Source organism: Burkholderia sp. A9 (genome assembly GCF_000801975.1).
Genome location: NZ_JSZN01000015.1, coordinates 132,045 through 152,755, shown reverse-complemented (window position 1 = coordinate 152,755; position 20,711 = coordinate 132,045). Strand labels below are relative to the sequence as shown.

Annotated in this window: 18 protein-coding genes and 1 pseudogene; 11 read left to right on the top strand and 8 right to left on the bottom strand. The window is 65.0% G+C overall.

The features are described 5' to 3' along the window. The 6 genes from PI86_RS07795 to PI86_RS07770 all read left to right on the top strand — a co-directional run bounded on the left by PI86_RS07795 (position 1) and on the right by PI86_RS07770 (position 6,838). The gene (locus PI86_RS07795; RefSeq protein ID WP_039320591.1) at positions 1-348 is read left to right on the top strand and encodes a copper-binding protein; all 348 of its coding nucleotides are present in this window, start codon (positions 1-3) and stop codon (positions 346-348) included. Positions 349-362: 14 nt separating this feature from the next. Then, positions 363-749 carry a copper homeostasis periplasmic binding protein CopC gene (gene copC / locus PI86_RS07790; RefSeq protein WP_235362707.1) on the top strand — a complete coding sequence of 129 codons (387 nt, stop codon included), beginning with the start codon at positions 363-365 and terminating at the stop codon, positions 747-749. After that, positions 746-1,696, top strand: coding sequence for a CopD family protein (locus tag PI86_RS07785; protein WP_039320585.1), 951 nt, complete (start codon positions 746-748; stop codon positions 1,694-1,696). Before copC ends, PI86_RS07785 begins: the two co-directional genes overlap by 4 nt. A 190-nt stretch (positions 1,697-1,886) precedes the next feature. Further along, the gene (locus tag PI86_RS07780; protein ID WP_014900411.1) at positions 1,887-3,698 is read left to right on the top strand and encodes an ExeM/NucH family extracellular endonuclease; all 1,812 of its coding nucleotides are present in this window, start codon (positions 1,887-1,889) and stop codon (positions 3,696-3,698) included. 817 nt (positions 3,699-4,515) lie between these two features. Continuing rightward, on the top strand, positions 4,516-6,366 hold the full coding sequence (locus PI86_RS07775; protein WP_014900410.1) for a S10 family serine carboxypeptidase-like protein: 1,851 nt from the start codon (positions 4,516-4,518) through the stop codon (positions 6,364-6,366). A 43-nt stretch (positions 6,367-6,409) separates the two neighbouring features. After that, a complete protein-coding gene (locus PI86_RS07770) occupies positions 6,410-6,838 on the top strand; it encodes a hypothetical protein (RefSeq protein WP_039320582.1) in 429 nt (142 codons plus the stop codon). Between the two features lie 164 nt (positions 6,839-7,002). On the opposite strand, the gene PI86_RS07765 is transcribed toward PI86_RS07770, so the two are convergent. Then, on the bottom strand, positions 7,003-8,007 hold the full coding sequence (locus PI86_RS07765; protein WP_039320580.1) for a helix-turn-helix domain-containing protein: 1,005 nt from the start codon (positions 8,005-8,007) through the stop codon (positions 7,003-7,005). A 270-nt stretch (positions 8,008-8,277) separates the two neighbouring features. Here PI86_RS07765 and PI86_RS07760 point away from each other — a divergent pair, with 270 nt between their 5' ends. The 3 genes from PI86_RS07760 to glyA all read left to right on the top strand — a co-directional run bounded on the left by PI86_RS07760 (position 8,278) and on the right by glyA (position 11,892). After that, the gene (locus PI86_RS07760) at positions 8,278-9,525 is read left to right on the top strand and encodes a D-arabinono-1,4-lactone oxidase (RefSeq protein ID WP_039320569.1); all 1,248 of its coding nucleotides are present in this window, start codon (positions 8,278-8,280) and stop codon (positions 9,523-9,525) included. A 34-nt stretch (positions 9,526-9,559) separates the two neighbouring features. After that, positions 9,560-10,339, top strand: a complete 780-nt coding sequence (locus tag PI86_RS07755; protein ID WP_014900406.1) for an SDR family NAD(P)-dependent oxidoreductase — start codon at positions 9,560-9,562, stop codon at positions 10,337-10,339. A 305-nt stretch (positions 10,340-10,644) separates the two neighbouring features. Next, positions 10,645-11,892: a serine hydroxymethyltransferase gene (gene glyA / locus PI86_RS07750; protein WP_039320564.1), complete on the top strand. Its 1,248-nt coding sequence runs from the start codon at positions 10,645-10,647 to the stop codon at positions 11,890-11,892. Between the two features lie 123 nt (positions 11,893-12,015). Here the strand turns inward: glyA and PI86_RS07745 are convergent, their stop codons facing one another. After that, positions 12,016-13,548, bottom strand: coding sequence for an amino acid permease (locus tag PI86_RS07745; protein ID WP_014900404.1), 1,533 nt, complete (start codon positions 13,546-13,548; stop codon positions 12,016-12,018). A 306-nt stretch (positions 13,549-13,854) separates the two neighbouring features. Next, positions 13,855-14,865, bottom strand: coding sequence for a GlxA family transcriptional regulator (locus PI86_RS07740; protein ID WP_039320561.1), 1,011 nt, complete (start codon positions 14,863-14,865; stop codon positions 13,855-13,857). An 88-nt stretch (positions 14,866-14,953) separates the two neighbouring features. On the opposite strand from PI86_RS07740, the gene PI86_RS07735 reads away from it, so the two are divergent. Both PI86_RS07735 and PI86_RS07730 read left to right on the top strand, forming a co-directional pair. After that, complete coding sequence (locus PI86_RS07735; RefSeq protein ID WP_052319393.1) at positions 14,954-16,069, top strand: DJ-1/PfpI family protein; 1,116 nt, start codon at positions 14,954-14,956, stop codon at positions 16,067-16,069. A 24-nt stretch (positions 16,070-16,093) separates the two neighbouring features. After that, a pseudogene (locus PI86_RS07730) lies at positions 16,094-16,732 on the top strand (substrate binding domain-containing protein); the annotation flags it as partial. Positions 16,733-16,839: 107 nt separating this feature from the next. Here PI86_RS07730 and PI86_RS07725 read toward each other — a convergent pair. The 5 genes from PI86_RS07725 to PI86_RS07715 form a co-directional block, all read right to left on the bottom strand. Further along, positions 16,840-18,324, bottom strand: coding sequence for an aminotransferase class V-fold PLP-dependent enzyme (locus PI86_RS07725; protein WP_039320556.1), 1,485 nt, complete (start codon positions 18,322-18,324; stop codon positions 16,840-16,842). A 219-nt stretch (positions 18,325-18,543) separates the two neighbouring features. After that, positions 18,544-18,678 carry a hypothetical protein gene (locus tag PI86_RS17845; RefSeq protein ID WP_268745894.1) on the bottom strand — a complete coding sequence of 45 codons (135 nt, stop codon included), beginning with the start codon at positions 18,676-18,678 and terminating at the stop codon, positions 18,544-18,546. Positions 18,679-18,693: 15 nt separating this feature from the next. Continuing rightward, the gene (locus tag PI86_RS07720) at positions 18,694-19,014 is read right to left on the bottom strand and encodes a TrfB-related DNA-binding protein (protein WP_039320745.1); all 321 of its coding nucleotides are present in this window, start codon (positions 19,012-19,014) and stop codon (positions 18,694-18,696) included. An 18-nt stretch (positions 19,015-19,032) separates the two neighbouring features. Further along, complete coding sequence (locus tag PI86_RS16250) at positions 19,033-19,290, bottom strand: PAAR domain-containing protein (RefSeq protein ID WP_082012171.1); 258 nt, start codon at positions 19,288-19,290, stop codon at positions 19,033-19,035. Positions 19,291-19,361: 71 nt separating this feature from the next. Then, positions 19,362-20,705, bottom strand: a complete 1,344-nt coding sequence (locus PI86_RS07715; RefSeq protein ID WP_039320553.1) for a virulence factor — start codon at positions 20,703-20,705, stop codon at positions 19,362-19,364. Between the last annotated feature and the right edge of the window lie 6 nt (positions 20,706-20,711).

Below are 20,711 nucleotides of genomic sequence, written 5' to 3'. Positions count from 1 at the left end.
ATGAAGAAGGGACTGGTTTCGATTGCAACGGGTTGCGCGCTGGTGTTTTCCGGCGCGTCGTACGCGGCCGGCGACATGGCCGGCATGGACATGGGCGGCAACGCGAAGCAGGGCGCCGGCGCAACGCGCGGGATGTCGCACGGCGAGATCCGCAAGGTCGACACGGCCGCCGGCAAGCTGACGATCAAGCATGGCCCGCTGGACAACCTCGGGATGGATGCGATGACGATGGTGTTCAAGGTGAAGGATCCGGCGATGCTGTCGCAGGTCAAGGCGGGCGACAAGATCGATTTCGTCGCCGAGGACGTCGGCGGCGCGTTGACCGTCGTCGCGCTGCGCAAGCCGTGATGCGGGACATGAACATGCACACGACGATCGCGAAGATCACGCGGCTCGCCAGATTCGTCGCGGCCGGAGCGCTGATCGCCGCCGTGCCGGTGGCGGCATCGGCGCACGGCAAGCTGGAAAGCGCGACGCCCGCGACCGGCAGCACGGTCGACACCGCGCCCGACACGTTGCGGCTCGCCTTCAACGAAGCTCTCGAACCGACGTTCAGTTCGGTGAAGGTGTCGGACGCGAGCGGCAAGCCCGTCGCGCACGACAAGGCGAAGGTCGATCCTTCCGCGCCGCGCGTGATGACCGTCGCGCTGCCGAAGCTCGCGCCGGGCGCGTACACCGTGCAGTGGGCGGCGATGACGGCCGACGCGCATCGCACCAAGGGCACCTACACGTTCAAGGTGAAAGAGTGAACGAAGGCATCGTCGGCCTGCTGCGGCTGGTGGCGGTGGCGATCCAGAACGCCGGGTTCGCGGTGATCGTCGGCACGCTGCTCGGCAGCCACTGGCTCGCGTGCGGCGCATGCGGCGCGTCGGCGTGGCAGCGCGACACCGCACGGCGGCTCGTCGCGACGCTGCGCGCTGCGTCCGTCGTGTCGCTGCTCGCGAGCATCACGGCGTTCTGGGCGCACTGCGCGCTGATGAGTGACGTATCGCCGCTCGAAGCGGGGCCGGCCGTCCGCGCGATGCTCGCGGGCACCGGGTTCGGTCATGCGTGGCTGGCCGGCGCGGTGTTCACGGTCGTCATCGTGCTGCTGTCGTTCCTGCGGCGCGCGAGCGATGCGCGTGTTCCGTTTGCGATGTGGGGCGCGCTCGCGTGCGTCGCGCTGGCACGCAGCAACGGCGGACATCCGGTCGATGCGGGGCTGTTCAGCATGCCGGTGTGGGTCGACTGGCTGCATCTGCTCGCGATCAGCGCGTGGGTCGGCCTCGTATTCGTGACGGCGTTCGGCGTGATGCCGCGCCTCGCCGGCCTGCCCGCGAGCGAACGCACGACCGGCGCGTCGTTCGTGCAGTCGCTTTCCGATGCGTCGACGGTTGCGCTGGTCGTGCTGTTCGCAACCGGCACCTACAACGGGTGGCGCGGCGTCGCGACACCGGCCAACCTGCTCGCGTCGACCTACGGGCAGCTTCTGCTGCTCAAGCTCGCGCTCGTGCTGATCGCGGCGGCACTCGGCGGACACAACCGCTTCTTCGGGATGCCGACGCTGCTGGCCGCGCTGAAGGATCCGGGCGCCGCGATGCCGGTGAGCGCGTTGCGCGGGTTCGGCGCGGTGCTGCGAATCGAGGCGGTCGTGCTGGCCGGCGTGCTGATGGTGGCGGCGGTGCTCGTGTCGAGCGCGTTGCCGGGGACGGTTTAGCGTCACCGGTTGCCGGCCACGGCCGTAGCGGGAAATCGTCGCGAACAGCGTGGGTGTTTGTCAGACGATTTCCCGGTTTCGGACGCCGCAGCGAGATAACGAAAATTACAACACGCTGTCCGATCATTACCAAAAACTGTCACCAAGCGCCGCTAAGCTTTCGCCACCCTCACAACCGGGATTCCCCGTCATGCGCTCGACAATCCGCCTGTTTGCCCCGCTATTGCTGCTGCCCACGCTTGCTGCACCGGTCTTCGCCGCCACCGCCGCCCCCGTCAGCCCGAACTGCGGCGGCAGCACGACGCCGATCGCCGACATCCAGGGGCCGGGCGCGCCGTCGCCGCTGGCCGGCCAGAACGTGTCGATCGAAGCGGTCGTCACCGCTGATTTCGGCGGCACGGACGGCTTCGGCGGCTTCTTCGTCCAGCAGGCCGACGCGCAGCGCCGCAACCAGCCGGGTGTGTCGGAAGGGCTGTTCGTCTATGCACCGAAAGCGCGTGCGAAGGCCGGCGATCTCGTGCACGTGACGGGCAAGGTCGAGGAGAAATACGGCCAGACCCAGCTCACGCTGTCGGGCGCGATCGCGGTGTGCGCGAACGGCCAGACGGTCACGCCGGCGACGCTCACGCTGCCGGTCGACAACCCGGGCACGTTCGCCGCGTATGAAGGGATGCTGGTGCGCCTGCCGCAGACGCTGAACGTCACCGACAACTACGAGCTCGGCCGCTACGGCAGCGTGATGCTCAGCAACGGCCGCCTGCGCACGCCGACGAGCGTGGTGCCGCCGTCGCAGGCGCAGACGCAGATCGATGCGAACGCACGTAACCGGCTGGTCCTCGACGACGGCTCGAACAAGCAGAACCCGGCGACGGTGCCGTATCCGGCACCGCAACTCTCCGCCGCGAACACGCTGCGCGCGGGCTACACCGTGCGCGACGTCGAAGGCGTGCTCGAGGTGCGTTACGGCGCATGGCGCGTGCAGCCGCTGCCCGGCGCGGCCGCGCCGGCGTTCGACACGCGTTCGAACCCGCGCACCAACGCACCGGCACGCGATCCGAAATCGAACCTGCGCGTCGCGTCGTTCAACGTCCTCAACTACTTCAACGGCAATGGTCTCGGCGGCGGCTTCGACGACCCGAACAACCGCGGCGCGAAGACCTATCCGGAATTCCAGCGGCAGGAAGCGAAGATCGTCAGCGCGCTGAAGGCGCTGAACGCCGACGTGATCGGCCTGATGGAAATCCAGAACAACGGTTACGGCGAACTGAGCGCAGTGCGCCAGCTCGCGGCGAAGCTCGGCAGCAACTGGCGCGTCGTCGATCCGGGCACGTCGCGCCTGGGCGGCGACGCGATCACGGTCGCGATGATCTACGACAGCCGCGCGGTCGAACCCGTCGGCCGCGCGTCGACGCTCGCGATCGACGACAAGAACCGCCAGCCGCTCGCGCAATCGTTCCGTCGGATCGGCGGCAACCAGGCGCTGACGATCGCGGTCAACCATCTGAAGTCGAAGAACTGCCCTGATGCGGCGAACGACGATCTCGACCAGGGTGACGGCCAGGGCTGCTGGAACCCGACGCGCACGCGCGCGGCGGCGAAGCTGGCCGACTGGCTGGCCGGCACGCCGACGGGCGTCGCGGGGCAGGGCGTGCTGCTGATCGGCGACTTCAACAGCTACACGTATGAAGATCCGATCCGCCTGCTCGAATCGCGCGGCTACCGCAACCTCGTGTCGCGCTGGATCGGCGCCAACGCGTACAGCTACGTGTACAACGGCGAAGCCGGCTATCTCGATCACGCGCTCGCGTCGCTGCCGCTCGCGTCGCACGTGAAGGCCGTGCACGAATGGCACATCAACGCGGACGAGCCGCTCGCGCTGCAGTATACGCTCGCGTACAAGTCGGCCGAGCAGCAGAAGACCTTCTACGCGCCGGATGCGTATCGTTCGTCGGACCACGATCCGGTGCTGATCGATATCGCGCTGCCGGGCGGCGGGCACTGAGCGCCGGTCGACCGTCTGAAGCAACGCGTGCGGCGCTGCCGCACGTCGTCGCGTGAGCGGTGGCGCTGCCGCTCGCTCACGCGGCGTCTCTCCCCTCTGCATCACGTGCCCGATCCGCGATCGATTGCAGCGATGCGATCCGGAATGCGCGGCGCGAATGATCGCTTCTTCATTGCGAATACCCGCGTATTGCACATCAATGCCGCCGGAATGTCGGGCGGATTCATTTCGATGTCGGGTAAATAATTCCGTCGCCCGCTCGATGAATTAATGAAATCGGTATTTTGTGGGTGGCGCCGGCGTTTATTCAATAATTCGCGCCAATCGATTCGGCATAATTAAAATGAAAGAAAAATCATGTCGATTGGAAGGGCTTCCGTGCGCGGATCCAATACCCGGCGAGCGTTGCGGGGCATGCGCAAAAGGCGCGGCATTCCAGGAAAAGGTGATTCGTGCAGCGCGCTCAATTCGAACAATCGTTTTTCTTTCAAATTCCAGACACTGACCCCCGTTCGCATCATAAGAGATTTTTTAATATCAGAATGATCTTTGACAACGCGCCGCAGCACCGCCTATTTTTGTGATGTCGTAAATTTTGGTCATACAAAAGTCGTCACAACTGCAAGGGGGCGGCGTTCGCGCATCATTCTCCGCCAGCAGTTTGCTGTGTCTGTATCAAGTTCAGTCTCTCGAAGAAGTCCAATCCCGAAGCGCCGTCTGCCAACCGTGCAATGCGAGTGGCGGGTCCGCCTGCGCGTTTTTCGCCGGTGGTGGCGGCCTGTGTGAAGCGGTATCCGACCCAACACAAAGGACCGAGATGAAACCAGACAGGAGCAGTACCGGCAGCCGCCGCGACCGTCGCGGCCGGCTGGCCGGGCTTGGCGTATTGACCGTCGTGACGCTGGCGCTTGCCGGCTGCGGCGGCGACGATTCGTCGTCGGTCGGCGCGTCGAGCCTCGCGCAGGCCACCGCCAGCCAGCAGGCCAGCGCGCAACAGGCGGCCGGCAATCAGACGCCGGCGGCGAACCAGCCTTACGTCGACTCCGTTGCCTATTCGATGAACGCAACCGACGGCCTCGCGGCCACGCAGGTCTCGGAGAAGGCGGCGGTGATGCATTACCAGTGGAAGTCCGGCGGCACGACGGTCAACTACACGACGACCACCGGCCACCTGACCGCGCAGGACGCGAACGGCAACGCGGAAGCGTCGATGTCGTATGTCGCGTATACCGCGCCGAGCACGAACGGCAAGCCGCGCCCCGTCACGTTCGTCTATAACGGCGGCCCCGGCTCGTCGTCGATCTGGCTGCGGCTCGGCTCGTTCGCGCCGACGCGCGTCGCTACTCCCGACCCGCTGTTCGGCACCAACTGGCCGAACTATCCGCTCGTCGACAATGCCGAAAGCCTGATCGACACGACCGACCTCGTGTTCATCGACCCGCCGGGCACCGGGCTGTCGGAAGCCGTCCTGCCGAACACCAACCAGAAGTACTGGGGTTCCGATGCGGACGTGAACATCATGCGCGACTTCATCCAGCGCTACCTGAACGTGAACAGCCGCGGCACGTCGCCGATCTACCTGTACGGCGAATCGTACGGCACGCCGCGTACCGACATGCTCGCGCTGGCGCTCGAATCGGCCGGCGTGCACCTGACGGGGATCGTGCTGCAGTCGGCGATCCTGAACTACTTCGCGGATGCAGTGGAAGCGGTGGCGATCACGCAGTCGACCGAAGGGCTGCTGCTCGAAACCGATACCGTGGCCGGCTATCTGCCCGGCTATGCGGCAGTCGCGGCGTACTTCAACCAGGTGTCGCCGGCGCCGGTCAATCCCGATCTGTATGCACTGCAGACCGAGTTGTTCACGACGCTGATCTACAAGCAGCTGCAGCAGTACTCGCAGTCGTGGGTGCTGAGCCAGCTTGGCATTCCGGATGCGCTGGGCACGCCGGTGTTCCCGAGCGATGCGACGCTGAAGCTGTGGTCGCTGCCGTCAAGCCTGACGACGCAGGCCCTGCGCGGGTATTTCAACGCGAATCCGTTCGGCACGAGCCTGCTGCCGGGAACGACGATCGGCCGCTACGACGGACGCGTATCGCTGCCGAACGCCGATCCGCGCCTGCAGGCGGACGGCGACCCGTCGGACATCCTGATCTCGCAGCCGTTCACGAACGCACTCGCGACGCAGATGCCCGACTACCTTGGCTATACCGCGCCGAACGCGACCTACCTGCCGCTGAACGACAACATCATCCAGGTGTGGGACTTCTCGCACGACGGCCAGCCGATGCCCGACACGATCCCCGATCTGCTCGGCGCATTGCAGCTCAATCCGAAGCTCCACGTGCTCGCGGAAAACGGCCTGCACGATCTGGCGACGCCGTTCTTCAACACCGAAAAGCAGCTCGCGCGCCTGCAGACGGTGAAGGGCCTGAATCCGAAGCTGCAGGTGAACTTCTTCCAGGGCGGGCACATGACGTATCTGGATGACGTGGCCCGTCCGCAGATGAAGCGCGACCTGAAGATCTTCTACCAGGGCAAGCGGATTCCGACCGCGCTGACGCTGCGCACGCTGCCGCCGCCTTGGCCGGACGAAAACCCGGCCGGCACGCCGACCGGCAGCGTGCCGGGCGCGACGGCCGCGACGACGCTGGCGGCGGCACCGTAAACGACGGACTCCTTGTCAAAGGAACCCTCTGTTCATCCATTGAATGCGAGTGATCATGTCCCTAATCAATTCGATGCGACGCATATCTCCGTTGATCGTCCTCGGCGCCGTGATGAGCAGCGCCTACGCACTGCCGCCGCAGGCGGTGGCGCCGGTGAAGCTGCCGCATGGCGGGCACGGCGTCGACGGTCCGTTCTTTCCTTCGACCCGTGTGGCGCCGGTGCTGCCGTCGACCGGCGCGACGCTGCAGCAGCAGGCGCAGAAGCGCGTCGACGCGAGGCTCGGCGGCAATACGGTGCTGAGCGACGGCGCGGCCGTGACGAAGGCGCAGGCGCAGAGCAGCGGGCTCGGTTTTGTCGCGAAGCACTTCGACGAGATCGATGCGAAGCACACCGGTCGCGTGACGATGAGCGATGTGCGGCAGTTCATCCAGCAGCGGCAGGTGCAGGCGCAGCAGGAACAGCAGGAGTGATGGCGTAGCGAGGTCGTGTCCAGGCGGGCGGCCGGTGCCGGTTGGGTGCCGGCCGTCCGGCCTCGGCGACCTGCTTTCGATATGCCGCGGCGCGTGTTCTGCCGCGGTTTTCTTCATGGAAGCTCAGCACGCATGCGGGCAACACGTACGCATGCGAACCACGCTCAGTTTCCCCGATGGGCGTAGCGCCTCGCCGTCGCCGACGGCAACTCGCCGAACATCGTGCGGTAGTCCTGCGCAAAACTGCTCAGGTGCCAGAAGCCCCATTGCGTTGCGGCCGAGGTCACGGATTCGCCGAGCCGAAGCGCGCGGCGAACGTGATTCAGTCGAACGGCACGCAGGTAGGCGATCGGATTCAGATTGAGCGTGTCGTTGAACGCGTATTGCGCGGTCCGCCGGCTGATGCCGAGCTGCACGCACAGTTCGGCGATCGACAGCGGACAGGTCGACGCATCCTGCAGCCGCTCCTGCACCGCGTTGACCAGCGACCAGTACTTCGTCGGGCGCGTCGCGAGCGCGTCCGCGTCGGGCGCAGGCACCGTCATCGCTTCGGAAATCGCATACAGGACGGTCCGCTCCAGCAGTTCGATCCGGTCCTGCGTCGTCACGTCCTCGATCGGCGCGCATTTCGCGGCCGCGGCCATGGTGTTGCGCAACAGGACGCGAAGACGGTCCGCGACATGGGTTTCCATCGGAATCAGCGGCGCGAAGGTGCGGGCCCGAAGCGACGCGGCGAGCGTGCGCATCGCCTCCGTCGACAGCTTGTCCGGCTCGATCTCGACGTTCACGAGCACGTGCCGGTCGGGCGAGTAGAACTCGAATACGGGCTGGCTCGAAAACACGTGCAGGCTGTCGCGCCCGCTCTTGCCGCCGCACATGCGCGCCAGGCCTTCCAGCTCCAGCGGCACGGCCACCGCGATGCGATCCGCCGGCACCGCGCCTTGCTGCAGGATCACCTTGTCGAGATCTTCGACCAGCAGCCGGATGCCGCCCAGCGACACGATGGATGACGAGCCGTGAAACAGGCCACCCGAGATCTGCGTGTAGTTCAGGTCCCAGCCGTCGAAGATCCGCGCCTGCTCTTCCACATCGGTGAATGCGCAGAACGCCACCGTTCGCGCGAACAACGGGGTGCCAGAGAAATCGCTCGGATCGGCAGACGGCGTCATCGGGTCGGGAGGGGGCGGGTGGATCGATTCATTGTAGCTGCTGCACCACGCGGTCAAAAAACCCCGGCAGGCTTTTTCCCGGTGGAAACCCTCGCTTGCCGAAATCCGATAGTGAAACGCCGGCAGGCGCAATACCTTTGGCATGAATGCAACGCAACGCAACGCAACGCAACGCATCGCGCCGGCGCCGGGAGCCTCCCGCTTCGTTGCCGGTCGAACCGAACACGGCTGCCGGCGCAGGGCCGCAGGCGCACCTCTGGAGAGACATCGATGGAGCTTCCACGTGGCGGATTCTGGCGGAACTGGGTCGGGAATCAGTCGTGCGTCGCCGCGCACATGGCATCGCCGACCAGCGAGGCGGAGATTGCCGAACTCGTGCATGCGGCGACGAGCCAGGGCAAGCACGTCCGATGCTCGGGATCGGGACATTCGTTCACGCCGGTCGTCGCGACGAGTGGCCTGCTGCTGTCGCTGAAGGATTACCAGGGCATCGTCGCGGTCGACGAGCGGCAGAAGCGCGTGACGGTGAAGGCGGGCACCCGGATCAATGCGGTGACCGGCCATCTCAAGGAAATCGGCTTCTCGCTCGTCAACCAGGGCGACATCGATTCGCAGGCCATTGCCGGTGCACTGGCGACCGGCACGCATGGCACGGGGACGACGCTGAGCAACCTGTCGTCGCAGGTCGTCGGGATGCGGATCGTCCGCCCGGACGGCTCGATCATGGACGTGAGCGACCAGCGGGACCTCGACCTGCTGCACGCGACGCAGGTGAATATCGGCATGTTCGGCGTGGTCTCGGAGCTGACGCTGCAGGTAACCGACGCGTTCTGGCTGCACGACCGCGTGTGGCGCGAGGACTTCGAAGCGCTGATGGAAAAGTACGACGACCTCGCGGCGAAGCACCGGCATTTCGGTTTCTTCTGGTGCCCGACGTCGGAAAGCCGCGACCTGTACTGCCTGCCCGACACCACCAGGGTGTCGAACTCGAAGAAGGACTACGACGTGTGCGAGATCAAGGTGATGGACCTCACCGACGAGCGTACGTTCTACGAAGGCGAGCACGAGAAGATCGCGTACAGCTCCGAGGTCTACGCGATCCACTACGTCGCGAACTTCCACGAACTCGAGTATGCGGTGCCCGCGGAACACGGCAAGGAAGCGCTGCGCCGCGTGCGCGAACTGATCCTCACGAAGCATCGCGACTGCATTTTCCCGGTCGAATACCGGTTCACGAAGGCCGATCCGGCGTGGATCAGCCCGTTCAACCAGCAGGACAGCGTGACCATCTCGTGTTCGGGCGGTCCGAACGGCGTCGACTACTGGCCGTTCCTGAAAGATGTCGACGACATCCTGCGCGACTACGGCTCGCGTCCGCACTGGGGCAAGCTGCATTTCACGAACCGCGACGACGTGGATCGCTGGTTCCCGAAGGCCGAAGCGTTCCGCGAACTGCGCCGCAGCGTGGACCCCGAAGGCTATTTCCTCAACGATCATCTTCGGACGCTGTTCAGCTGAGTGGTCCGAACGAACCAGACTGGAGCACGACGTTATGAATGCCAAGATTGACGGACGACTGGCAGGCAAGGTCGCCATCGTGAGCGGCGGCGCCGGCGGATGCGGTGGCGCCGCGTCCGAACTGTTCGCCGCGCAAGGCGCGAAGGTCGCGATCATCGACCGCGACGGCGATGCGGCCGAAACGCTCGCGGCGCGGCTGCGCGATGCCGGCTTGCAGGCGATCGGCCTCGGCGCCGACGTGTCGAAGCAGGCGGACGTGCAGAACGCGGTCGATGCGGCCCGCAAGCAGTACGGCAATGCGGACATCCTGTTCAATCATGCGGGCACGCTGATCGTCAAACCGTTCCTCGACATCGAGGAGGCGGAATGGGACTGGCTGATGGGCGTGAACGTGAAGAGCATGTTCCTGATGACGAAGGCGGTACTGCCGCAGATGCTGGAGAAAGGGCGCGGCAGCATCGTCTGCACGTCGTCGATCTCGGCCGTCTGCGCGACGCCGGGCGAAGTGCTGTATGACGCGACCAAGGGTGCGTGCCACATGTTCGCGCGCGCGATCGCCGTCGAGTACCGCGACCGCGGCATCCGCTGCAACGCGCTGGCGCCCGGGTTCATCCGCACGCCGCACGGGATGCGCGAGCTGAAGGATCTGCAGGCGATGGGCGTGGACGCGACCGAAGCAGCCATCGCGGTGCAGCAAGGCCGGCTGTGCGAGCCTTCGGAGGTGGCCGCCGCCGCGCTGTTCCTCGCGTCCGACGAATCGAGCTTCGTCAACGGCACCCACCTGTTCGTCGACAACTGTTTTTCCGCTGTTTAGGCCCCGATATCCCGTCGATATCCGCAAGAAGCCGAAGGGCAGGCACGACCTCTCCAGGAACGGCAGTTCTGTCGAAGGTTCCGCAGCGATGCGGGCCTTCGATTTTTTTTGGCCGGTTCGCTGCGCGATGCGTCCTAGCGGATTGTCGTAATCCTTCTATCTGAACCCATTGGCGTCTGCTGGAATGGCGATGCCGAATAACCGTTCAGCCGGCATCGCGGGGCGGCGGGGTTGTCGACTTCGCGCGGGTCCGGGCCATTCCGGCATACCGGGGTCATTCCATCACTCTCTTTTGATCAATCATCATGTTCAATCGCACCACCAGCACCGTCGCCAACGTCGATCCGGAACTCTGGACTGCCATTCAGGACGAGAACCGCCGCCAGGAAGACCACATCGAGCTGATCGCGTCGGAAAACTACACGAGCCCGGCCGTGATGGCCGCGCAAGGCTCGCAGCTCACGAACAAGTATGCGGAAGGTTATCCGGGCAAGCGCTACTACGGCGGCTGTGAATATGTCGACGTGGTCGAGCAGCTGGCGATCGACCGCGTGAAGCAGCTGTTCGGTGCGGAAGCCGCGAACGTGCAGCCGAACTCGGGTTCGCAGGCGAACCAGGGCGTGTTCTTCGCGATGCTCAAGCCGGGCGACACGATCATGGGGCTGAGCCTCGCGCACGGCGGTCACCTGACGCACGGCTCGCCGGTCAACATGTCGGGCAAGTGGTTCAACGTCGTCAGCTACGGGCTGAACGAGCAGGAAGACATCGATTACGAAGCGGCCGAGAAGCTGGCTCAGGAACACAAGCCGAAGCTGATCGTCGCGGGCGCGTCGGCGTTCGCGCTGAAGATCGACTTCGAGCGTCTCGCGACGATCGCGAAGTCGGTCGGCGCGTACCTGATGGTCGACATGGCGCACTACGCGGGCCTGATCGCAGCGGGCGTGTATCCGAACCCGGTGCCGCACGCGGACTTCGTGACGACGACGACGCACAAGAGCCTGCGCGGCCCGCGCGGCGGCGTGATCCTGATGAAGGCCGAATACGAGAAGCAAATCAACTCGGCGATCTTCCCGGGCATCCAGGGCGGCCCGCTGATGCACGTGATCGCGGCGAAGGCCGTGGCGTTCAAGGAAGCGCTGTCGCCGGAATTCAAGGCGTATCAGGAGAAGGTGGTCGAGAACGCACGCGTGCTGGCTGAAACGCTGGTCAAGCGCGGCCTGCGGATCGTGTCGGGCCATACGGAAAGCCACGTGATGCTGGTCGACCTGCGCGCGAAGAAGATCACGGGCAAGGCAGCGGAAGCGGCTCTCGGTGCAGCGCACATCACCGTGAACAAGAACGCGATCCCGAACGATCCGGAGAAGCCGTTCGTGACGAGCGGCATCCGTCTGGGTTCGCCGGCGATGACGACGCGCGGTTTCGGTCCGGCGGAAGCGGAGAAGGTCGGCAACCTGATCGCCGACGTGCTGGAAGCGCCGGAAGATGCGGCGACGATCGAGCGCGTGCGCGGGCTGGTCGCGGAGTTGACCAAGCGTTTCCCGGTTTACGGCTAAGACACTGCATTCGGGTTCAACTGCCGACGCGGTTGAACCTCGTCTGGTTCGAAGCGATGCAAAAAAATCCGGCTCGCAAACCGCGAGCCGGATTTTTTGCGCTGTGTGCGAGCAGGTGTCGCTTCACACCGTCGGATCGACGTTCGCCTCGAGTTCGCGAATCCGCTCGTCGTTGCGCGTGTCCTTGAGCACCGGCGGTCCGGCGAAGGAGTGGCGCACGCCGAAGCCGTACCAGATCACCATCAGCACCGCCACGAACGCGACGAGCACGTAGAGCACCTTCTCGTTCGGCGGCTGGATGCCGACGTACGCGAGCACGCAGGCGCCGATCAGTGCGAGCAACGCGCACGGTTTCGACCAGATGCCCAGCTGGAACGGGCCCTTTTCGGTCCACGTGCGTCCTTCGGCGAACATCCCCGAGCCGATCGGCATCGCATACGAGATGAACAGGAACACGGCGCTGCCCGCGCTCAGTACCGAGAACGCGTCGCCGTACAACGTGACGACGATCGCGAGCACCGCACACGTCCAGATCGCGGGGCCGGGCGTCCGGTGATGCTGATTCACGCTGCGCAACAGCTTCGACGCCGGCAGCCCGCCGTCGCGCGCAAACGCATACATCATGCGCGACGTCGACATGATCGCGGCGAGGCCGCACACGTAGTTGATGAAGAACATCGCGAGCTCGAGGCAGACGCGCAAGGTCTTCGGGATCGGTGCGAGGATGGCTTCGAAGAAGCCGGTGCCCTGTTTCATCGCGGCGGTCAGGTCCGGCATGACCAGCACGAACGCGCACACCATCACGTAGCCGAACACCGCGGACCAGAACACCGACCCGATGATGCCGCGCGGTACGTTCTTCGCCGCGTCGTGCGTCTCTTCCGACGTGTGGGCGGATGCGTCGAAGCCCGTGATCGTGTAGGTCACCAGCAGCAGGCCGGACAGGAATGCGAGCGGTGTGCTCTGTTTCGGCCATGCGCCGCCGTCGACGCCCGTGAAGTTGGTGACGGTGACCAGCCGATGCAGGTCGAACGCGACCGGCGAGTAGACCAGCAGCGACACGACCAGCGCGATCGTCACGACGAAGATCAGATAGCCCGACAGGTCGGTGATCTTGCTGGCGATCTTGATGCCGCGTGCGTTCAGGATCGCCTGCGAGAGGGTGATGATCGTGATGAACGCCGTCTGATGCCACCAGGTCAGGCTGTCGGGACTGACGCCGAACATCGGTGCGATCAGGGTTTTGAAGAATGGATCGTAGGTACCGAAATTGATCGCGGCGATCACGAAGATCAGGCCGATCAGATTGAGCCACGCCGTCATCCACCCCCATTTCTTTCCGCCGAGGATCGCGCCCCAGTGGTAGAGGCCGCCCGCCGTCGGAAACGCGGACGCGATTTGCGACATCGACACCGCGACGATCAGCGCGAACAGCGAGCCGAGCGGCCAGCCCAGGCCGATCGATGCGCCGCCGGCGGCGGAAAACGCCAGTTGAAACGCCGTGATGCCGCCCGACAGAATGCAGATCACCGAAAACGACACGGCGAAGTTCGAGAAACCGCTCATGCGTCTCGACAGTTCCTGCGCGTAGCCCATCTTGTGGAGGAGGCTTACGTCACTGTCGGTGCCTGAATCAGGCTGGATTTTTGCATCCATATTCGCTCCGTCACGTATGTCCTGCATGGCAGGACCGTCATCGCTGCCCGGGCCATGTGATGCGGCCCGCTCCTGGAAGTCGTCGGTGGCACGCGATGACATGCGTCGATGGCAGTCGCGTTCCGGTCCGATACGAGAACGGTATGAAGCCAAATCTCGCGGCGATATCGGATTTCGGCAATCCAGTGAAACTCCGGAGGCGTGCACCGTTCGGGGGCATCGCATGCCGGCTTGTATTTTTGTAAGAAATCCCGATGAGTCAGGGATGACCCGTGCTTGCCGAAATGCGATAGCCGGCGAAAGGGCCTACTCCGGCTGCTGCTTGCCGTGCCTCTGCCCGAAGCGCGCGCGATAGTCGCGCGGCGATATCCCGACCCGCTTCGCGAATGCGCGCTGCAACGCATCCACGCTGCCGAATCCCGACCGTTCCGCGACCCGTTCGAGCGGCCAGTCGGCCCGCTCCAGCAGCGCCTTCGCGCGCTCGACGCGTGCTGCCAGCACGAATTGCGCAGGTGAGAGCCCGGTCTCCTTGACGAAGTTGCGCGCGAACGTCCGCTCGCTCATGTGCAGGCGTGCGGCCAGCGCGGCGACGCCGAGTTCGCCGGTCGGATCGCCGGCGATCTCGGTGAGCAGCGCGCGCATGCGCGGCGTCGCGCTTGCCTGGATGCCGAGTCCGACGCTGAACTGCGTTTGTCCGCCGGGACGGTGCATGAAGAGCACGAGTTCGCGTGCGACCGCGACCGCGGTCGGCGCGCCGCAGTCTGCCTCGACGAGTGCGAGACACAGGTCGATACCCGCCGTCACGCCGGCCGACGTATGGAATGGCGGGTCGCTCACGTAGATCGCATCCGGCTCGACGTGCACGTCAGGGCACAGCGCTTGCAGCATCGCGCATTGGTTCCAGTGCGTGGTCGCGCGTTTGCCGTTCAACCATCCGCCTGCGGCGAGGACGAACGCGCCCGTGCAGATGCTGGCGATGCGCCGCGTGTCGGCGATTCGCGTGTGCAGCCATGGCAGCACGCCGGCATCGGATGCCGCGTTGCGCAGCGCCGCTTCGCTGCCGCCGGCGACGATGATCGTGTCGATGGACTCGGGCAACGCGGCGAGTGCGGTCGGACCGGCGAGGCGCAGGCCCGCATGCGTGACGATGTCGTGTCCGTGTTGCGACGCGAGCGTGAGCCGATAGGGAACGACGTGCTCGGGCAGGTGGCGGTTCGCGACCGCGAACACTTCCATCGGGCCCGTGATGTCGAGTGACTGGACGCCTTCGAAGCCGACGACGACGACGTCGCGCGCCGAACCGGTTGACTGGGACATGGCAGAAAGTGCGGTGGAGTTGTCCTTGTGACCGCGAGCATGATCCTTGTAATTTTCCGGACGTGCAATCGATTGACGCGGGTGAGCGATGCGGGAACGGAACAGAAACGGCGTGACGCGCGCGATGGTGGCGCTGGTCGTGTGCGCGGTGTTGGGCGTGTGCGGATCGGGGTGGTCGGGGCCGGCGGTCGCGGACGATACACGAACGGTCACGCAAACGCTGACCGTGAACGCCCCGAAAGCGGGCCGCACGCGGCCGCTCGTCGCGATCGTCGCGGACAACGCGGGAACGGAGACGACCGATTTCATCGTCCCGTATGCGATCCTGAAGACATCCGGCGTGGTCGACGTCGTGGCCGTATCGGCCGACGCCGGCGCGGTCGAACTGATGCCCGCGCTGCGGATGCTGGCCGATACCACGTTCGACCGGTTCGACGCCACCGTGCCGTCGGGAGCCGACGTTGTGATCGTGCCGGCACTGCATCGTGCCGACCGGCCGGCGGTGCTGGCGTGGTTGCGCAAGCAGGTTGCGGCCGGCGCAACGATGGTGGCGATCTGCGATGGCGCGGAGGTGCTCGCGAACGCCGGGTTGTTGCGGCATCGCACCGTGACCGCGCATTGGTATTCGCGTGACGGCTTGCGTCGCCGATTTACCGATACGGCGTGGGTCGACGATCGCCGCTACGTGATGGACGGCAACGTGATGACGACGACCGGCGTGTCGGCGTCGATTCCCGCGTCGCTTGCCTTGGTGAATGCGCTTGCCGGGCCGGTGGCGGCGCGCGAAACGGCGCGGAACATCGGTGCGGAGGGATGGAGCGATGTTCACGACGGTAGCCGGTTCGCGTTGAGCGCAAGTGCCGTGGCGACCGCGCTGGCGAATCGCGTTGCGTTCTGGCGGCATCGGACCTTCGATCTGCCGGTGGCGAGCGGGTTCGACGAACTCCCGGTTGCACTCACCGCCGATGCGTGGGCGCGGACGTGGCGCAGCGATGTCGTCGCAACGGCGGATGCGCACGTGATCGAGTCGAAGCACGGGCTGCGGTTGCTGACGCAGCCGGCCGATGCGCGGCATGCGCGCGTGACGATTCCCGACGGGCGGCGTGGCGAAGCGGTGCTTCCCGGTGTGCTTGCAGACGTCGCGGCACGCTACGGCGACGCGACGTCAGACTGGGTGGCGCTGCAACTGGAGTATGCAAAGTAGCGGCTGCAGGGCTTACGCGTCGCGCGACGCCGATTGCAACCGGTGCTGCCCGGATTGCTGGCCCGGTATCCCGGATTGTCCGTGGAGGCCGATTTCGACGACCGGATCGTCGACCTCGTGCGCGATGGCTACGATATCGTCATCCGCGGCGGCAACATTCACGACTCGGCGCTGGTGTCGCGCCCGATCTTCCGCATGAATACCGTGCTGGTTGCATCGCCGGGCTATCTGGCCGCACACGGCGTACCGCGCACGCCTGACGCACTCGGCGCGCATCGGCTGATCGCGCGCCGGTTTCTCGGCGGAGAGATCGCAACGTGGGGATTCAGGGCACGCGGCGACAGTATCGTCACGCTCGATCCGGGCGAGGCGGCGCCGCTGACGTTCTCGGCACCGGAGGCGGTGCTTCAGGCTGCATGCGACGGTCTGGGCATCGCACAAGTCGGCGTGCATCTCGCGTGGACGCATCTGCGTGCCGGCGCGTTGAAGGTGGTGCTACGTCGCCAGCATTTGCCGGGCGACTACGAGATGGCGATGCAGTATCCGCATCGTGCGCTGAAGGCGCCGCGCGTCCAGGCGACGGTCGACTATCTGCTCGACGCGTTTGCTGCGAACGAGAGCCTGCATATGCCGTTGAAGGCGCTGGATGCGTACGGCGCGTGATGACTGCGGAGGGGGGCGCTTGAGGGGGCGCCACCCGCGCGGCTTCGTGTCGAGACGTCGACTTCAGGAGCGAACGCGGGTGGTACGTTGTGACGTGCGGCTTGCGCTCAGACCGTCGCGGTGCGCCGCGTCGTCAGCCGATTCCACAGCATGCCGGCACGGCTCCCGCTTCGACAATACGCGAGCACCGGCTTCGGCAGCGCATCGACCAGTGCGCCGAACGCATCGACTTCCGCATCGCCGATCCGATCGCGCTCGACCGGCAGGTAGTGTGCGTCGAGGCCGAGTTCGCGCGCAGCGGCAGCAATGGCCTCGAACGCCGGTTGATCGGCGCTTTCGCCGTCCGGCCGGTTGCAGATCACCGCGCGAAAGCCTGCGTTGCGGATCGCCTTCAGGTCCGCCGGCGTGATCTGGCGCGACGCGGTGAACCCGGTCGCCGCCGCGGCCCGGCATTGCTCGAGCGCGCGCGCAAAACACGCGATCGCGAAATCGACGTCCTGCTCCGTCGTGAAGCGGCCGAAGCTGATGCGCACCGTGCGGCCCGCGGCTTCCGCATCGAGGCCGATCGCGGTCAGCACGTGCGACGGCGCGCCGCTGGTCGAGTTGCACGCGGAGGTCGACGACACGGCGAGCGCATCGCCGAGCATGAACGGGAAGAAGCCCGGCGCGTTCACCGTGAGACTCAACGTGTGCGGGATGCGGCGTGCCGCTGCCGCGTTGTGCGTGATGTCGCCGAGCGCGAGCAGCGCGTCCTTCAGGCGTGCGCTGAGTGCCGCGATCCGCACGGCTTCGCGCTCGAGTTTTTCGGCGGCGAGTTCGCAGGCAGTGCCCATCCCGACGATCTGATGCGTCGCGAGCGTGCCCGAACGCAGGCCGCGTTCGTGTCCGCCGCCGTGAATCTGCGGCGCGATGCGGTCGGCGATGTCGCGGCGGACGAACAGTGCGCCGATGCCTTTCGGACCATAGACCTTGTGCGCGGACATCGACAGCAGGTCGATGCCGAGCGCGCGCACGTCGATCGGCGTCTTGCCGAGCGCCTGCGCGGCGTCGACGTGCAGTAGCGCGCCGGCCGCGTGCACGATGCGCGAGATCGCGCCGATGTCGGTCAGCGTGCCGAGTTCGTTGTTGACGAGCATCAGCGACACGAGGCCCGTATCGGGGCCGATCGCCGCGGCGACCGCGTCGACGGTGATTTCGCCGTCTGCGGTGGGTGACAGGTAGGTCGCCGTCATCCCGCGCTTCGACAGGTTCGCCATCGTGTCGAGGATGGCCTTGTGTTCGAGGCGGCTCGTGATCAGGTGGCGCTTGTCGGTCGCGGTCTCCGCATAGCCCTTCAGTGCGAGATTGTTCGATTCGGTGGCGCCCGACGTCCAGACGATCTCGTCAGCGTCCGCGCCGATTAGCGCGGCGACCTGCTCGCGTGCGTGCTCGACTTTTTCCTTCGCCAGCCGGCCGGCGGCATGCGAACTCGACGCGGGATTGCCGAAGATGCCGTCGGCACCGAGGCAGGCAGTCATCGCTTCGATCACGCGGGGGTCCGCCGGGGTGGTGGCTGCGTAGTCGAGGTAGTGCAGCGGAGTGGTATCGCTCATGTCCGTCTCTGGCTCTTTCGCTTCGGAATGGGAGAAATGATACGTGGGCGGGAGGGGAAAAAGGATCCAAAGTTGGCTGGGAATGTAGCTTGATGTGGAATAACGTTTTATCTATTTGTGCTATTAGGGAAAGTATTTCCACTTGTTCTGGCCCGGCATGGCGGTGGATTGGTCATACGGATGCCCGCATGGCCGGGGGCACGCACGCCAGCGCAACATTCAGGGCAGCGCGGTGGGCACCTTGGGTGGAACGCGCTCGGCTTCGATGTGCTTGGTCCATTCCGCCAAGGCGCGGTTCCACGTCGTCGTACTCGCCTGCGATTCGCTTGCGTCAGGATTGATCGGGAACGTCATGCAGCACCAAGACCGTCATGACCTAGTGATCTCGCCTTGATCGGGCTGATTCGATAAACGATGCGCGTCCTCCACCCAAGCGTGCAGCGCTTGCTCGTATTTCGCCGGGATCGTAATCGTCACCGTGGTGAGGTGCGTTTCGTTGCCCGGTAGCTCCAGATACCGCTGCCATGCCTTGCGAACGAGCTGCGACATTGCCGAGCGGTTGATACTTAGCTTCGCGGCCAGTTCGCGCTGTGAGCGGCCCTTCACGAAGATCTCGTGCAGGGCCCACTGGTTCAACGGCTTGATCCGGGTATCGTGAAGCCGCAACAGTCGGAACTGTTCGGCGGTCATGCGTCGTATCTTCTGCATTCAAGTTCGCCCAGAGTTCGGAAGTGAAGACATCAGCGTCGCGCCGCATGACGTCTCGTGACCGTCGAACGCGGCGGCTTCGCCTTCAACGTTGAAGGCAGGGTCACCTGCGGCAATCGTGCAGGCGCCGTGGATCGGACACGAACAAGCGTCGCCGAAGCGGGCGACCGCGCGCCCCATGACCGTGCTGATTTCGGCTCCGGACTCGACCCGGCCGCCGTGGGTATGTCTGTCGCCTACCCGGATAATTCCTCGCATAGGACTCGTCCTCTGAATGATTCACGCGGTGGTCGCGTCTTGCACGCAACATGCCGCAGCGCCGGTTTGCATCACCACGAAAGGCCCTGCATGCCGTAGTCGGTATCGTGTCGACGTCCCCACCACGGCAGGTAGGCGTTGTTCCCGCCGCGTGCGCGGAACCAGTCCTTGGTTGGATCGATCGGCGTGAGCTTGGACGGCGGCATGATGACAACCGCGACGGGGTGGTCTGGATCGGTCGTGCCGGCGACCAAGGCGTTACCGCCGAAGTGATTGATCCGGCCGATTGCGAGTGCAACGTCGGTCAACGCGCTGCCGGTTCCCATGTCGCCGAGTAGGGCGGCCGTGTTGAACGTCTGTTTCCGGTGGTTGTATTCCGGCAGGGTTTCTGTCAACGCTTGCGCAAGCGAGACGAGACGTGACGACGAGGCGTCGCTGGGCGCACCTGCATCGTGGACGATGTAACTCAGATCCGTAACCGCGACACCGGCGTTGCGTGTTGCTTCGTCGATGGTCGCCTTCCATGCCTGCACGGCGCGCGTCGTACCGACCTTCGGCGAAAAATCGAGCGTGTTGCCGGTTGCGGCCTTGCCGATCCACGCGAGCGGTTCGCGCTCGGTGGTGAAGTTCGGGCCGGCGAGGAACAGCGCGACGAGGTTCTCGTTGATCTGCGCGTCGGTGGGCGGGAAGCTCGGTGCGTCCCAGTTGATCACCCACACGGTCTTGTCGGGGTTTTCCTGCAAGTAGTTCAACGCGTTGTTCAGCGACGTGAAGCCGGCGTTCGCACCACCTTGGGTGATTTGCACATCGGGAGGCGTGTCGCGACTCCAAAGAGACTTCGGGGATGGCGGGCCGATCTCGAAGAAATTCATCATCCGATCGACCATGCGCGACTTGGCAAACGCTGGATCAAGTCTGGGCGGAACGGCAGCTTCGACCCGTATGCCCGCGAGTTCGCGCCAATCCCTTTGGTTTTCGGACTTTACGGTGTAGAAGTATCCCGAGTTGCTAAAGTAGCGGGACCGCAGGAGGAGAATGAATTTGTCGATGTACTTGGCGTAGAAGCCCTTGAACGTTTCCTCGCCTTCGTTACCGTATGCGATACCCGCTACCGATTGAAGGGTAGTAAAGGACTTCGGGTCGGTCCGAACCATATCGTCATTCTTGTTTGGCGATGTCAGTCCTTGCGTCCACAACAATTGCCATTCGGTCGGGTAATCCATACGTTGCAATGGATTCAACCAAGCTAGGCCGACAACCTGTGCGACGAACGGCTTCACCGGCTCTTCGGCTGCTAGGGTTGCATTCCCTGCAGCCTCCCCGGCAGGCGCGGCTTGTGTCGGACGCGTCATGGCCGTGGTGAAGAGAAACACCATGAGTGTAGGCAAGCCGGGTAATACAACGAATCGCTTCATTCAATC

What these genes read in the sequence shown, in the direction of transcription:
- PI86_RS07725 (WP_039320556.1), bottom strand. Translation starts at nt 18,324, where the DNA reads ATGAGCGATACCACTCCGCTGCACTACCTCGACTACGCAGCCACCACC.
- PI86_RS07735 (WP_052319393.1), top strand. Translation starts at nt 14,954, where the DNA reads ATGCGGGAACGGAACAGAAACGGCGTGACGCGCGCGATGGTGGCGCTG.
- PI86_RS07765 (WP_039320580.1), bottom strand. Translation starts at nt 8,007, where the DNA reads ATGACGCCGTCTGCCGATCCGAGCGATTTCTCTGGCACCCCGTTGTTC.
- PI86_RS07760 (WP_039320569.1), top strand. Translation starts at nt 8,278, where the DNA reads ATGGAGCTTCCACGTGGCGGATTCTGGCGGAACTGGGTCGGGAATCAG.
- PI86_RS07780 (WP_014900411.1), top strand. Translation starts at nt 1,887, where the DNA reads ATGCGCTCGACAATCCGCCTGTTTGCCCCGCTATTGCTGCTGCCCACG.
- PI86_RS16250 (WP_082012171.1), bottom strand. Translation starts at nt 19,290, where the DNA reads ATGCGAGGAATTATCCGGGTAGGCGACAGACATACCCACGGCGGCCGG.
- PI86_RS07715 (WP_039320553.1), bottom strand. Translation starts at nt 20,705, where the DNA reads ATGAAGCGATTCGTTGTATTACCCGGCTTGCCTACACTCATGGTGTTT.
- copC (WP_235362707.1), top strand. Translation starts at nt 363, where the DNA reads ATGCACACGACGATCGCGAAGATCACGCGGCTCGCCAGATTCGTCGCG.
- PI86_RS07770 (WP_039320582.1), top strand. Translation starts at nt 6,410, where the DNA reads ATGCGAGTGATCATGTCCCTAATCAATTCGATGCGACGCATATCTCCG.
- PI86_RS07740 (WP_039320561.1), bottom strand. Translation starts at nt 14,865, where the DNA reads ATGTCCCAGTCAACCGGTTCGGCGCGCGACGTCGTCGTCGTCGGCTTC.
- PI86_RS17845 (WP_268745894.1), bottom strand. Translation starts at nt 18,678, where the DNA reads ATGACGTTCCCGATCAATCCTGACGCAAGCGAATCGCAGGCGAGTACG.
- PI86_RS07720 (WP_039320745.1), bottom strand. Translation starts at nt 19,014, where the DNA reads ATGACCGCCGAACAGTTCCGACTGTTGCGGCTTCACGATACCCGGATC.
- PI86_RS07795 (WP_039320591.1), top strand. Translation starts at nt 1, where the DNA reads ATGAAGAAGGGACTGGTTTCGATTGCAACGGGTTGCGCGCTGGTGTTT.
- PI86_RS07755 (WP_014900406.1), top strand. Translation starts at nt 9,560, where the DNA reads ATGAATGCCAAGATTGACGGACGACTGGCAGGCAAGGTCGCCATCGTG.
- glyA (WP_039320564.1), top strand. Translation starts at nt 10,645, where the DNA reads ATGTTCAATCGCACCACCAGCACCGTCGCCAACGTCGATCCGGAACTC.
- PI86_RS07745 (WP_014900404.1), bottom strand. Translation starts at nt 13,548, where the DNA reads ATGGATGCAAAAATCCAGCCTGATTCAGGCACCGACAGTGACGTAAGC.
- PI86_RS07775 (WP_014900410.1), top strand. Translation starts at nt 4,516, where the DNA reads ATGAAACCAGACAGGAGCAGTACCGGCAGCCGCCGCGACCGTCGCGGC.